Source organism: Dolichospermum sp. UHCC 0259, from assembly GCF_009711935.1.
Taxonomy (GTDB): Bacteria; Cyanobacteriota; Cyanobacteriia; order Cyanobacteriales; family Nostocaceae; genus Dolichospermum.
The window spans coordinates 1-12,986 of the sequence record NZ_VIKX01000265.1 but is presented as its reverse complement, the minus strand read 5'-3'; the positions used below and the strand labels follow the sequence as shown (position 1 = coordinate 12,986).

Below are 12,986 nucleotides of genomic sequence, written 5' to 3'. Positions count from 1 at the left end.
AAATCTAATAATCTGAAATACTTGTCATTTAGTAGTTTAGCGATTCCTACGGAGCGCTTCGCTATCGCTAATAAATCGAAATCATACCCGAAATCAGTAACGCCCTTTTCTTATTACAAAATTACCGCCCCTTGCGGATCTAGGGGGAGCGATCGCACAATTGAGTTCATACCCATTGTCGTCCAGGCATTTGCCATTGCTGTTTCTACCAATTTTGCACAATTTGTATCTACTAAAGCTAAAAGTGTGGGGCCTGCGCCACTAATTACCATGCCATACGCACCAGCAGCCACAGCCGCCGCCTGAACCGCATCATAACCAGGAATTAAGGATTGGCGATAGGGTTGATGTAATTTATCTTGCAAAGCGGCTGTTAACCATTCTTCCCGATTCGTGGCTAAACCCCGCAATAATAAACCCAAATGAGAAATATTGAAAATTGCATCAGCACGACTGACTTCTGTAGGGACAACCTTTCGTGCTTCGGCGGTTGATAGCTCAAAATTAGGAATTGCTACCACTGGAACTATATCTCGATGCCAGAGAATATCGCAAATTTCCCAACCTTTTTTGCTGGTAGCAGCCAGACGACAGCCACCTAATAACGCTGGTACTACATTATCAGGATGTCCTTCCATTGCGATCGCTAATTCCATCACCTGTAACTCAGACAACGGCGAACCAGCTAACTCATTGGCAGCAACTAACCCCCCAACAATAGCAGTCGCAGAACTACCCAAACCTCGCGCTAAAGGTACACCCAACTTAATTTCTATTTTCACCGCTGGTGGTGTTTTCTCTATATGTTTATATAAATTTATAAACGCCTGATACAAAAGATTAGTCTCATCAGTTTGTACCTTTGCTGCTTCTAAACCGGAAACTTGAATAATTAACTCATCTGCATCAAGAATAGTAAACTTAAATTCGTTATACAGCTTTAAAGCTGCACCTATACAATCAAATCCTGGTCCCAAATTCGCCGTCGTCGCGGGAACTTTCACAGTAATGCTAGAAACTACAGACATTGAAGTTAATTGACAATTCCAATATGAACTACCCCATTTTACTTCCTTATACGAAATTTAAGATATGGAATAAGATATCAAGAATTATTAAACGCAGATAAACGCAGATAAATTCGGATGAATTGATGGATTTGATGATTCTGTGCAGTCTTACATACAAATCATAATAACTTAAAGCCTTTGTCTGATTTTCATAAAAGCTGCACCTGTCACTAAAGCTGCAATTTGTCCCCAATAACTAACGCTAGAGAAGGAACTACCACCCGCCATATTTAAACTCCCTATACCATAAAATGACTGCTGGATAAACCACCAAAATAAATACAAAATAGCTGGTACTTCTACAGGGATATACAAAACCAATAAAGTCAAAACCGAATATATCTTTGCCTGGGGAAACTTGATCAGATATGCACCTAAAATAGATGCGATCGCTCCATTAGCACCAATAATAGGAATGGTTAAATCGGAGGATAGAATAATTTGGACAATGCCACAAAAAAAGCCAGAAGTTAAATAAAGGAGTAAATATTGTTTATGTCCTAAAATACTTTCTACCGTTTTTCCAAATACCCATAAAAACAGCATATTTCCTAAAATTTGGCTGAAACTGCCGTGCAGAAACAGCGATACAAGTAAAGAAAGTAGCCGCCAAAATACAATTACCCAAGCCGCAGAATTATAAAAAAAAGCGTTAGCAATTGCAATATTTATTTGAGATGGAATAATTCCCCAATTATTAATTAAATTTCCTAATTCATTACTCCAATTTAATGTAATTTCCCAGAAAAATATGACTACATTAATCCCAATCAACCAATAATTAATAATAGGCTTTTGCCAACTGCGAATATTATCATCTATAGGAATCATCTTGATTTTAACATTTGAGTTACTGATTTTTAACTACTAATTAATATTTTTCCCCATCTCCTCATTTTTGTATGGCAATATTGTCATAATGTAACACAATAGTCAAATAGGCTCAGGAAATGCTAGGAAACACCCTTGTAGGCAGATACCAAATCACCAATTACCTGGGAGGTGGCGGATTTGGTGAAACTTATGTTGCTAATGATACTCAATTACCAGGCTCTCCTCAGTGTGTAGTTAAGAAACTCAAACCTCAGTCTACGGATATTGCCACTTTAGAAGTAGCTAGGAGGTTATTTGATACAGAAGCTCAAGTTTTATACAAATTAGGAAATCACGATCGCATTCCCCAACTTTTAGCTTACTTTGAAGAAAATGCCGAATTTTATCTGGTTCAAGAACTGATTATTGGTAATGATCTCAGTCAAGAATTAAAATCCGGTGTAATTTTTACTCAAGATCAGGTAATTTCTCTCTTACAAGAAATTTTAGAAATTTTGGATTTTGTCCATCAACAAAAGGTAATTCATCGTGATGTTAATCCTCGAAATATTCTCAGACGAGAACAAGATAATAAACTAATTCTAATTGATTTTGGTGCAGTCAAACAAATTACGACAAAATTGGTAAATTCTCCAGACATTACTAAATCTACTGTGGCTATTGGCACACCCGGTTATACTCCTGGAGAACAAGCACAAGGAACACCAAAATTTAGTAGTGATATCTATGCTTTGGGGATTATTGCTATTCAAGCTTTAACTGGATTATCACCTGATCAATTAGAGAAAGATGTGGAAACAAATGAAATTATTTGGGAAAAATTTGCCACCGTCTCTCCAGAATTTGCCCAATTTTTAAATCAGATGATCTGTTATGATTTTCGTCAACGTTTTGCTTCCGCAACAATAGCATTACAAGCTTTACAAGAATTAAATAAAAACACATCGGGAACAATCATTATTTCCCCTGCTACCTTACCAAATCAATTAAAAAATCCCAAAAATAACCAAAAGATATTCTGGAAATTCCTATTAGGAATATTTGTTTTAGGTATTGGTAGTTTCGGCGCAATATTTATGCTGAATCGCCTGAATAATGAAAATGCTATAGAATTATATAATCAGGGTAATACTCTCATTCAATTACAACGCTATGAAGAAGCCTTAGCAACTTATGAAAAAGCCATAGATATCAAACCTGATTATCCTCAAGCTTTATATGGTCAAGGGAAAGCATTATTTCAATTAAAGAAATATCAAGAATCTTTAAAAGCTTATGATCAAGCCATTCAAATTCAACCCAATTATTTAGAAGCTTGGACTAATCGAGGTTTTGTTTTAGTCAGACTCCAACGTTATTCAGAAGCAATTGCTACTGTAGATAAAGCTTTACAACTCAAAAATGATGACCCTCAAGTTTGGCAACTTAAAGGGGATATTCTTATCAAGAAAAATCAATATAATGATGCAATTAAAGCTTATGAACAAGCGATTAATTTGCAATCTGATAATCATGAATTATGGTACAAAAAAGGATTAGCATTGCAAAACCTTAAACAATATGAAGAGGCAATTACGTCCTACAAAAAAACCGTAGAATTAAAATCTGATCATGAATTAGCTTGGTACAACTTGGGTAATTGCTTAGTTAATTTAAATCGTTATGAATTGGCTTTACAAGCTTATGATCAAACAGTGCAGTATAATCCAAATAACTCCGCAGCTTGGTTATCAAGAAGTAATATATTAATGACATTACGCAGATATCCAGAAGCAATTGATTCCTTTAGCCAAGTGATTGAAATCAATCCTCAACAATATCAAGCTTGGTATAATCGAGGTTGGGCATTACATCAAGTTAAACGCTATCCAGAAGCAATAGAATCTTATAAAAAAGCTATTAGTTTAAAGGGAAATGATTATTTAGTATGGTATAATTTAGGGAACACACAATACAATTTACAAAAATATCAAGAAGCGATCGCCTCCTATAATAAAGCCATCCGTTATCAACCCAATCATTATGAAAGTTGGTACAGTAAAGGCAATGCCTTGTTAAATTTGCAACAATACCAACAGGCGATCGCCTCCTACGACAAAGCCATAGAATATAAACCAGACTACCAACAAGCCATAGAAGCCCGCACCAAAGCCCAAAACACCCCAAAATTCCCCCCCAACTTCTAATTTTGGGCGCAGGCCCTGCGCCCCTACCTCCTCCTTAAAAAAACCTGAAACTTTACCAAAATCCAGGTAAAATCTAAAATACAAATTACAAATGATCTTTTGAGAAATCTCAAGTTCTGTTAACTTGAGTCAAAATTATGGACGTATTAGAACTAAAACGCGAAATCGAAACATTGTCTAGCCGCCTGGGTAAAACCCAGGACTATCTTTGACGTACCCGCACTCAAAGCCAAAATTCACGACTTAGAACAAATTTCCGCCCAAACAGAATTTTGGGAAGATCAAACCCAGGCACAAAACACCCTACAAGAACTCAATGATCTAAAATCCCATTTAGATCAGTATTATCAATGGCATTCTCACTTAGATGATACCAGAGCAGTCCTTGAGCTATTGGAACTAGAAACCGACACAGCACTATTGCAAGAAGCGGAATCTACCATTAACAAACTCAATCATGACCTAGACCAATGGGAACTACAACAACTCCTTTCCGGCACTTACGATGACAAAGGCGCAGTCCTGACAATTAACGCCGGTGCTGGTGGGACAGATGCACAAGACTGGGCATTTATGCTCATGCGGATGTATACCCGTTGGGCAGAAGATCATGGTTACAAAGTTGCCCTAGCCGAAGAATCAGAAGGTGACGAAGCCGGAATCAAATCCGCCACCCTAGAAATTACCGGACGTTATGCCTATGGTTACTTACGTTCCGAAATGGGTACTCACCGTCTCGTGAGAATTTCTCCCTTCAATGCTAACGGCAAAAGGCAAACCAGCTTTGCCGGCATCGAAGTCATGCCGCAAATAGATAACACCGTCAAATTAGACATACCAGAGAAGGATTTAGAAATTAGCACCACCCGTTCTGGCGGTAAAGGTGGACAAAACGTCAACAAAGTAGAAACAGCAGTCCGCATAGTTCACCTCCCCACAGGTCTAGCAGTCCGGTGTACAGAAGAACGTTCCCAACTGCAAAACAAAGAAAAAGCGCTCGCCCGTCTCAAAGCGAAATTATTAATTATTGCCAAAGAACAACGCGCCCAAGAAATTGCCGAAATTCGCGGTGATATGGTTGAAGCTTCCTGGGGTAATCAAATCCGCAACTATGTATTTCATCCTTACCAAATGGTGAAAGACCTCCGCACCAACATCGAAACCACAGCCATTACCGATGTTATGAATGGTGAACTGGATATGTTTATTCAAGCCTATCTGCGGCAAGAAAACCAGATAGTTGATGCCTAACTTAGATCCCCGACTTCTTTGAGAAGTCGGGGATCTTTGCTATATTTCCCTGACACAGGTTACAGTAAGAAAAGAGATGATAATGAATTAATTATGGACAAATCTCCTGGAACAGAACCTCAACCCAGCTATGTTAAACTCGCTATGCGAAACATGGTCAGAAAAGGCGGCACTTCCCTCAAACACTTTGCGTTAACTGCCGTAGGACTGTTATCTGTCCTCGTCGGGTTGGCATATCTTACCCGCTAAGTGAGGAAAACTTGTGCCGCTACAGGTTGAATTATATTTAGAAAATTGCTTTGATGAATCTTCCCCAATTCCTCCGGAAACTTGGGAAAACTGGTTTTGGCAATGGTTAGAAATTCTTGAGGATTACTTGCCAACTGCACCTAGTTATGAAATCAGTTTGCGTTTGACAACCGATACAGAAATTCAAACTCTTAATTCCCAATATCGTCAACAAGATAAACCTACAGATGTGTTAGCCTTTGCATCTCTAGAAGCAGATTTACCACAAAGCGAAGAAATGCTGGTTTCTATGCCTTTGTATTTAGGTGATATTATTATTTCCATAGATACAGCAAAACGTCAGGCACAACAGCAAGAACATAGTTTGTCTACAGAGTTGGCTTGGTTAACGGCTCATGGTTTACTACACTTGTTAGGTTGGGATCATCCTGACGAAGAGAGTTTGATAGCAATGTTAAAGGAGCAAGTCGTATTACTAAAGAAAATAGGTATTATTATTAACTTAGAGTTGTAGATATATCTTGACAACTGCAAATTTTGGTAATTACCTTATAGTGTGGCTGATTTAAAATAGCCTACAATTACCTCACAGTTGATCTGGTTATAAAAATCGGTAAAATCTCACTCTTTTACATACCCTATTCTTCTCTCTATGCCCCCAAAAGTCTCATCATCACCAACCAATAATAGCTTACCAACGCTTGTGTCCAAAGATAGGGAACTTTCCTGGCAGATTGCCTCTAATCTATTTGTTAGTTTTAAGTATGCTTGGGCTGGAATTACCTACGCTTTTCAGACTCAAAGGAATTTTCGGATTCATGTAGCCGTCTGCGCCTTGGCTATTGGATTAAGTGTATTTTTGCAGTTAGAAACAGTAGAAATATCGATCATTGCTGTTACCAGCGGTTTAGTTTTGACCTTAGAGTTAGTGAATACTGCTATTGAGTCAATTGTAGATTTAACGGTCAAACAGTCTTATCATGAGTTGGCAAAAGTCGCTAAAGACTGTGCTGCTGGTGCTGTACTTGTTTCTGCTTTAGTCGCATTATTAGTTGCCTCTACATTAATATTGCCTCCTTTAGCAACATTAATTCTGTCTATTTTTTAAATGGTAGATTGTGAATAGTAGAGACGTTTTCAGGGAACATCTTTGATATTTTTAAATAAAATTAGGTAAAAATTGTGATATTAGTCATTGATAACTACGATAGTTTTACGTATAATTTAGTACAATATTTGGGGGAATTAGCAGTAGATTTCCCAGTTGCCGATGACCTGCAAGTGGTACGAAACGATAAAATTACTGTAAATGAGATTAGGGCATTAAACCCCGATGCAGTGGTAATTTCCCCCGGTCCTGGTCGTCCAGATGATGCGGGAGTTTCCCTCAATGCGATCGCTCACTTAGGAGATAAACTACCGATTTTAGGCGTGTGCTTAGGACATCAAAGTATTGGTCAGGTTTTCGGTGGTAAAATTGTCTCCGCCCCAGAATTGATGCACGGAAAAACCTCTTTGGTCTCGCACACAGGCATAGGAATTTTTCAAGGTTTAGAAAATCCTTTAACCGCTACCAGATATCATAGTTTAGTTATTGAACGCGAAACTTGCCCAGAAGTATTGGAAATTACAGCTTGGGTAGAAGATGGCACAATTATGGGCGTGAGACATCGGCAATATCCTCACATTCAAGGAGTCCAATTTCATCCGGAGAGTGTCCTAACTGCTTTGGGTAAGGAATTACTGAGAAATTTTTTGCGAACTTTGTAAGGCAGTATTCTTATGAAACGACGACAATTGATAGGCTACGCTGGAGCAGGTTTAGTAACGGCTATAGTTACTAATTTAGGTGATCAAGTTCCCGCAAATGCCCAATCTAGTGGGGTATCAATTCAGTGGTTAGGCCATACCTGCTTTTTATTGACCAATGGTAACGTCAAAATTCTGATCAATCCCTTTAGCAATTTGGGCTGTACAGCTAAGTATCGTCCCCCAAATGTTAAGGCAGATTTGGTGTTAATTAGCAGTCAATTATTAGATGAAGGGTCAATAGATCAACTACCAGGAAATCCCAAATTAGTCTATCAAGCGGGTGTCTATGAGTTTAAAGGTGTTAAATTTCAGGGAATTACCACAGACCATGATCGTAAGGGTGGAAAACAATTTGGGCAAAATATAGCCTGGAAATTGAATCAAGGCGGAATTAATCTGCTGCATTTAGGAGGTGCTGCTGCACCGATTACCCTAGAACAAAAAATTCTTATGGGTCGTCCTGATGTATTATTTATTCCTGTTGGTGGCAGTGATAAAGCTTACAATCATCAAGAAGCAAAACAGGCAATTGATGTCTTAAATCCTAAGTTAGTTATTCCTACCCATTATCGGACTCAAGCGGCTGAAAGTGGCAAGTGTGACATTACTCCAGTAGATGATTTTCTGACTTTGATGCAAAGTGTGAATATTAATGTCCGCCGGAGTAACAATGATTCTGTATTAGTTAATTCTCAGAGTTTGCCAGAAAAAACGGAAGTTCAACTTTTGAGTTACAAGTTTTGATTCCTTGATTGATTGTAGGTTGGGTTAACACAAGGAAACCCAACAAATTTTCAACTAAAATTAAGTGAAAAGATGACTTGGTATGGAGCAGATACGATGATGAGAGTTTGGCTTATATGTTTTTTTATTCTGTTTGCTTTGGCGGAATTTTTTAAGTGGTTACGAGGTTTTTCTGTTCCTGTTCCGTTACCAATATATATTTTAGGTGGGGTATTTTTAGCAGTTGCCTCTAATTATGATAAAATATTTGGCTATTATGTCAGTAATGCTAGTGTAATTACACCTGTGGAAACATCCCAGGAAATACCTAAGTTGGAGTCAGGAGTCAGGAGTCAGGAGTCAGGAGTCAGGAGTCAGGAGTAAAAAGAAGGAAGAAGGAAGAAGGAAGAAGAAAGAAATACAGAAGTACATAAGAAGAAAATTGGTACCTGCTTGTTGTCTGCATCAGGACGATATGTAGATATTGCATGAGAAAATGAATAAATTTGTATATATAACCCACATAAAACATAAGATTTTTGTTAAGCTTACTGGAAAATTAAAGGTTGAGTAGCTTTTAAGACAGAAAGAAGTAGCAAATACTACGAATTGTATTGAATGAAGACAAATATCGTAGACGCAGAGGGACGAAAATAAGTGTTCAGAAAATTGACTATCATTGGGTGTTTAACTCTATTTTTACTGATAGGGTTGTTAACCGGAAATGCTTGGGCAGAAACCTCAGCGGCTGTATCTGATCTGAATACAGGTGATACAGCATTTATGCTGATTTCATCAGCCCTGGTATTGCTGATGACACCGGGATTAGCATTTTTTTATGGTGGGTTTGTGCGATCGCACAATATTCTCAACACATTAATGATGAGTTTTGTGTTGATGGCGATTGTGGGAGTTACCTGGGTGCTTTGGGGTTATAGTCTTTCCTTTGCCCCTGGTTTACCCTTCATTGGTGGTTTACAGTGGCTAGGGTTAAATGGTGTTGGTGTAGAAACCACAGGTTATCTACAAGGTTCAGCCCCTACGGAAGTGGTTTCCTATGCGGGGACAATTCCGCACCAAGCATTCATGATCTATCAAGCCATGTTTGCAATTATCACCCCAGCCTTAATTTCGGGAGCGATCGCTGAACGCATGAGTTTTCGTGCCTATTGCCTATTTGTAGTCCTGTGGTCAACCTTTATCTACACACCCCTAGCTCACATGGTTTGGGCAAAGGGCGGATTCTTAGGTTTATACGGTGGGATCGGCGCTCTCGACTTTGCTGGTGGTACAGTCGTGCATATTAGTTCCGGTATTTCGGCACTGGTAGCCGCAATTGTCCTTGGGCCTCGAAAAAACTATCCAGATCGTCTTAGCCCTCCCCATAACGTCCCCTTTATATTGTTAGGTGCGGGCTTACTGTGGTTTGGTTGGTTTGGCTTTAATGCTGGTAGTGCCTTATCCGCTGGCACAGTAGCCACAGTAGCCTTTGTTTCTACCAATACATCAGCCGCAGCCGGAGCGTTGATGTGGTTGATTTTAGAAGCTACATTACGAGGAAAACCCACCGCAGTTGGCGCAGCCACAGGTGCAGTCGCCGGTTTAGTGGGAATTACCCCAGGTGCAGGGTTTGTCACTCCTGTAGCCGCAATCTTAATCGGTTTCATTACCGCTGTCGTCTGCTTCTATGCGGTCAGTTTCAAGCACAAATTGCGGGTTGATGATGCCCTAGATACCTATCCGGTACACGGTGTGGGTGGGACTATCGGCGCGATTTTAACAGCTATCTTTGCCACAACTGAAGTGAATAGCGGTGGTAAAGATGGGGTATTGCGCGGTAACTTCGGTGAATTATTTGTGGAACTAGGAGCGATCGCTTTAGCCTATATCATTGCTGGTGTAGGAACTTGGATCATTCTCAAAATTATTGCTGCTACAGTTGGTTTACGAGTCCCAGATCAAACTGAAGATCAAGGCTTGGATATCAACGAACATGGGGAAGAAGGTTATAACTCCGAGTTTGCAGATCGGATATCTAATAAGTAGGGTTAGCTGATAGCGAAGCGTGGCGTAAGCCATAAAAGTCTTTTTCTGGGGCGCGGAATGTGGGATCATCTTCATCCCGCTTTTATCCCCTGAATTTCTTGAAATACTCAAAAATCCTCTCTTTACCGGGGATTTGAGATTTTATGCAAACGAGAATAGATTTTTTCATGCAAATTCTTTGAGCTAAATGGTTTCAGTAAAACGTCTTCAGATGTCAGGAAATTTTGCCCGTTGGGAATTGTTGTTAAATCAGATCCAGCCATGAAAATCAATGGAATATTCGCTGTTTCTACATCTTGACGCAGTTTGGTAATAAATGTCCAGTAAATTTCATAACTAATTTCATAACTATGGAGATAATTACTTGAATAACCACATAAAATTAGCATAGGCTTTTCTTGTTTAGCTAAAACATATCCTTCGTCTAATGATGTTGCCGTAATTGTACAAAATCCATGTAAATCAAGTGACTCTGCTAAAAGCTCTAATAGAACTATTTCACTTTCAACCACTAGAATCTTGTCCATTTTGTCTGCTACCAAAGATAAAGTTTATTTCTGCTATAAGCTAAACAAAATTTGTGAATTATCTGTGAATACAGCAAAAAGTAGGAGGCAGAGGGCAGGAGGCAGGAGGTAAAGTCTGTTAAAATTGAGGTTAAAATCAATAATATAGAAATTAAGTTAGATAGGGAAAAAGCAGTAGCAAAGATGCAAAATATAGAATTTTTTGAATTATGAACTTGTTTTTCTATTGTTACTTCTCTTTTGTTACCAGTGGAGAAGCGATCGCATTTGCTTAACTAAATCCGGGGCTTTGAAGGGTTTCGTAATAATTCCAGTAATGGCAAGTTCTGTAAATAAATTCTTCTCAGTGCTTTGAGCTTTAGCAGTTAGTAAAATAGTGGGTATAAATTGTAATACAGGATTTATCTGCATCTGTTTAAATGTAGAAATTCCATCCATTTCTGGCATCATCACATCCAACAGGATAGCATCGGGAAGTTCTGCCAAAGCCATAATTATTCCTTCTTTCCCAGAAGATGCAAGCAACACTTCCCAGCCCGCAATAGCTTTCAGAGAAATCTGCACAATCTGACGAATACCTGGCTCATCATCAATAATTAAAACCCGTTTATTCACTATTCCTAACCTCCTCAATTGGCAGAGTAAAGTAAAAAGTGCTACCCACTCCTAAAACACTTTCTGCCCAAATAGTACCACCATGCTGTTCCACAATATTACGACAAATAGCCAGTCCTAAACCAGTTCCACCTTTATCACGGGAGTCAGAAGCATTTACTTGGTGAAAACGTTCAAAAACACTTTCCAAACTATTACTAGGAATACCTCTGCCCTGATCTTTGACTGTAAAAAGTAAGTGGGAACTGGGGATTGGGGATTGGGGACTGGGGACTGGGGATTGGGGATTGGGAGAGAATTTTCTCCTCTGCTCCTCCACTCCTCCGCTCCTCTGCTCCTCTGCTCCTCTGCTTTTTACCTCTACTTTTAAATAGACATTTGCACCTGGGGGAGAAAATTTAATAGCGTTGCTGAGAAGATTAATTAATAGTTGTAATAGACGATCTGGGTCAGCATAAATTTGGTAAGATGCAGGTGTAGAATGAAGGATGATACCCGCTAGAATTGCCATATCTTGCATTTGAGCGATCGCACTATTGATCAAGTCAGCAGTGTTAAAAATAGATTTTTCGAGACTAATTTTACCTGATTCTAGTCTTTCTAAATCAAGAATATCATTAACTAAACGAACTAGGCGATCTACACCTTCTGTAGCGATTTCAATAGTAACTTCACCTTCTGGAGAATTGGGATCTATAATTTTGTCGTGGAGTAAACTTAACCCCGCTTGCATAGACGTTAAAGGAGTTCGCAATTCATGACTGACAATAGAAATAAACTCACCTTTCATGCGATCCAGTTTATACCGTTCTGTAATATCTTCGCCAATGCTAATAGTACCAATAGCTCTTCCTTGTACATCTCGCAATAGGGTGTTACTCCAAGATATCATTCGTTCTTCACCTGATTTAGTTAAAATGGGATTTTGATAGTGAGGATAAAAGTTCTTTTCTATTTCCTCTTCAAAACGATTTTTTAATAAATCTTGTTTACTTGGGGGTAAAAAATTATTAAACCAGTTTTTCTCTAAAACTTCAGCTTCTGTGTAATCAGTAATTTGTAAAAAGAAAGGGTTCACATAATCCACATTACCATTAATATCTAAACCAATTACTATTAATTGAACATTATCAAGTAGTGAGTTCCAGCGACGATTTGATTCTTTAAGAGTGGCTTCAATTTTCTTTTGTTCTGTAATATCACGAGCGATAGTAGATAAATATTGTGTATGATTGCTGCCAAAAGTTTGAGCAATCAGCACTTGAGAAATAGGTATTTCCCGTCCTTCATGGTTTAAAAAGGCTGTTTCTCCCACCCAAACGCCATGTCGGATTGCGGCGGGAATGCCCTGATTTTGAACAATTTCTAAAGCCCACTGGGGATGGACATCCGCAATAGAAATGTGATTAACTGGTGCATTATCGGCTAAAGCTAAGAGACGACGACCAGCTTTGTTAACATATTCGGTTTTTTGGGTATCAAATCTAACGGTAGCAATCATATCGGAAGTAGCATCTATAATCCCTATCAGTTTTTCGCGCTCTAATTCTAGGCGTTTGCGATCGCTAATTTCGATAATAATACTACCGATTGCAACTGGTTTTGTTGTTTCTCCAAGGTAGTTTTTCACTCTCCCCCCACTTTCGAGAGTTTATAGGGTAGGTAGAAGTAGG

Annotated in this window: 14 protein-coding genes; 9 read left to right on the top strand and 5 right to left on the bottom strand. The window is 38.8% G+C overall.

The annotated features are described in order from the left end of the window. Positions 1–113: 113 nt before the first annotated feature. Both thrB and FJR05_RS22330 read right to left on the bottom strand, forming a co-directional pair. Positions 114–1,028, bottom strand: coding sequence for a homoserine kinase (thrB, locus tag FJR05_RS22335; RefSeq protein WP_168646139.1), 915 nt, complete (start codon positions 1,026–1,028; stop codon positions 114–116). A 171-nt stretch (positions 1,029–1,199) separates the two neighbouring features. Then, positions 1,200–1,901, bottom strand: a complete 702-nt coding sequence (locus tag FJR05_RS22330; RefSeq protein ID WP_168646138.1) for a rhomboid family intramembrane serine protease — start codon at positions 1,899–1,901, stop codon at positions 1,200–1,202. Positions 1,902–2,020: 119 nt separating this feature from the next. On the opposite strand from FJR05_RS22330, the gene FJR05_RS22325 reads away from it, so the two are divergent. From FJR05_RS22325 to FJR05_RS22285, 9 genes are all read left to right on the top strand, one after another. Further along, positions 2,021–4,090 (top strand): serine/threonine-protein kinase, encoded by a 2,070-nt coding sequence (locus tag FJR05_RS22325; RefSeq protein ID WP_168646137.1) that lies wholly within the window; start codon positions 2,021–2,023, stop codon positions 4,088–4,090. A 137-nt stretch (positions 4,091–4,227) separates the two neighbouring features. After that, a protein-coding gene (prfB, locus tag FJR05_RS22320) for a peptide chain release factor 2 (RefSeq protein WP_168646136.1) occupies positions 4,228–5,341 on the top strand; the annotation gives its coding sequence in 2 pieces (ribosomal slippage) (positions 4,228–4,299 and positions 4,301–5,341; 1,113 coding nt in all). Positions 5,342–5,434: 93 nt separating this feature from the next. After that, positions 5,435–5,590, top strand: coding sequence for a DUF3285 domain-containing protein (locus tag FJR05_RS22315; RefSeq protein WP_168646135.1), 156 nt, complete (start codon positions 5,435–5,437; stop codon positions 5,588–5,590). Between the two features lie 13 nt (positions 5,591–5,603). After that, positions 5,604–6,104: an rRNA maturation RNase YbeY gene (gene ybeY, locus FJR05_RS22310; RefSeq protein ID WP_168646134.1), complete on the top strand. Its 501-nt coding sequence runs from the start codon at positions 5,604–5,606 to the stop codon at positions 6,102–6,104. Positions 6,105–6,242: 138 nt separating this feature from the next. After that, a complete protein-coding gene (locus FJR05_RS22305) occupies positions 6,243–6,698 on the top strand; it encodes a diacylglycerol kinase family protein (RefSeq protein ID WP_168646133.1) in 456 nt (151 codons plus the stop codon). Positions 6,699–6,772: 74 nt separating this feature from the next. Then, complete coding sequence (locus FJR05_RS22300; protein WP_168646132.1) at positions 6,773–7,360, top strand: aminodeoxychorismate/anthranilate synthase component II; 588 nt, start codon at positions 6,773–6,775, stop codon at positions 7,358–7,360. A gap of 12 nt (positions 7,361–7,372) precedes the next feature. Then, entirely contained in the window at positions 7,373–8,146 is a 774-nt protein-coding gene (locus FJR05_RS22295; protein WP_168646131.1) for an MBL fold metallo-hydrolase, read from the top strand. Positions 8,147–8,245: 99 nt separating this feature from the next. Then, positions 8,246–8,509, top strand: a complete 264-nt coding sequence (locus FJR05_RS22290; RefSeq protein ID WP_168646170.1) for a hypothetical protein — start codon at positions 8,246–8,248, stop codon at positions 8,507–8,509. A gap of 273 nt (positions 8,510–8,782) precedes the next feature. Further along, positions 8,783–10,171 (top strand): ammonium transporter, encoded by a 1,389-nt coding sequence (locus tag FJR05_RS22285; RefSeq protein ID WP_168646130.1) that lies wholly within the window; start codon positions 8,783–8,785, stop codon positions 10,169–10,171. Positions 10,172–10,293: 122 nt separating this feature from the next. Here the strand turns inward: FJR05_RS22285 and FJR05_RS22280 are convergent, their stop codons facing one another. The 3 genes from FJR05_RS22280 to FJR05_RS22270 all read right to left on the bottom strand — a co-directional run bounded on the left by FJR05_RS22280 (position 10,294) and on the right by FJR05_RS22270 (position 12,943). Next, complete coding sequence (locus FJR05_RS22280; RefSeq protein WP_168646129.1) at positions 10,294–10,698, bottom strand: PleD family two-component system response regulator; 405 nt, start codon at positions 10,696–10,698, stop codon at positions 10,294–10,296. A 243-nt stretch (positions 10,699–10,941) separates the two neighbouring features. Continuing rightward, positions 10,942–11,316 (bottom strand): response regulator, encoded by a 375-nt coding sequence (locus tag FJR05_RS22275; RefSeq protein WP_168646169.1) that lies wholly within the window; start codon positions 11,314–11,316, stop codon positions 10,942–10,944. Next, positions 11,306–12,943 (bottom strand): ATP-binding protein, encoded by a 1,638-nt coding sequence (locus FJR05_RS22270; RefSeq protein ID WP_168646128.1) that lies wholly within the window; start codon positions 12,941–12,943, stop codon positions 11,306–11,308. Before FJR05_RS22270 ends, FJR05_RS22275 begins: the two co-directional genes overlap by 11 nt. Positions 12,944–12,986: the final 43 nt, after the last annotated feature.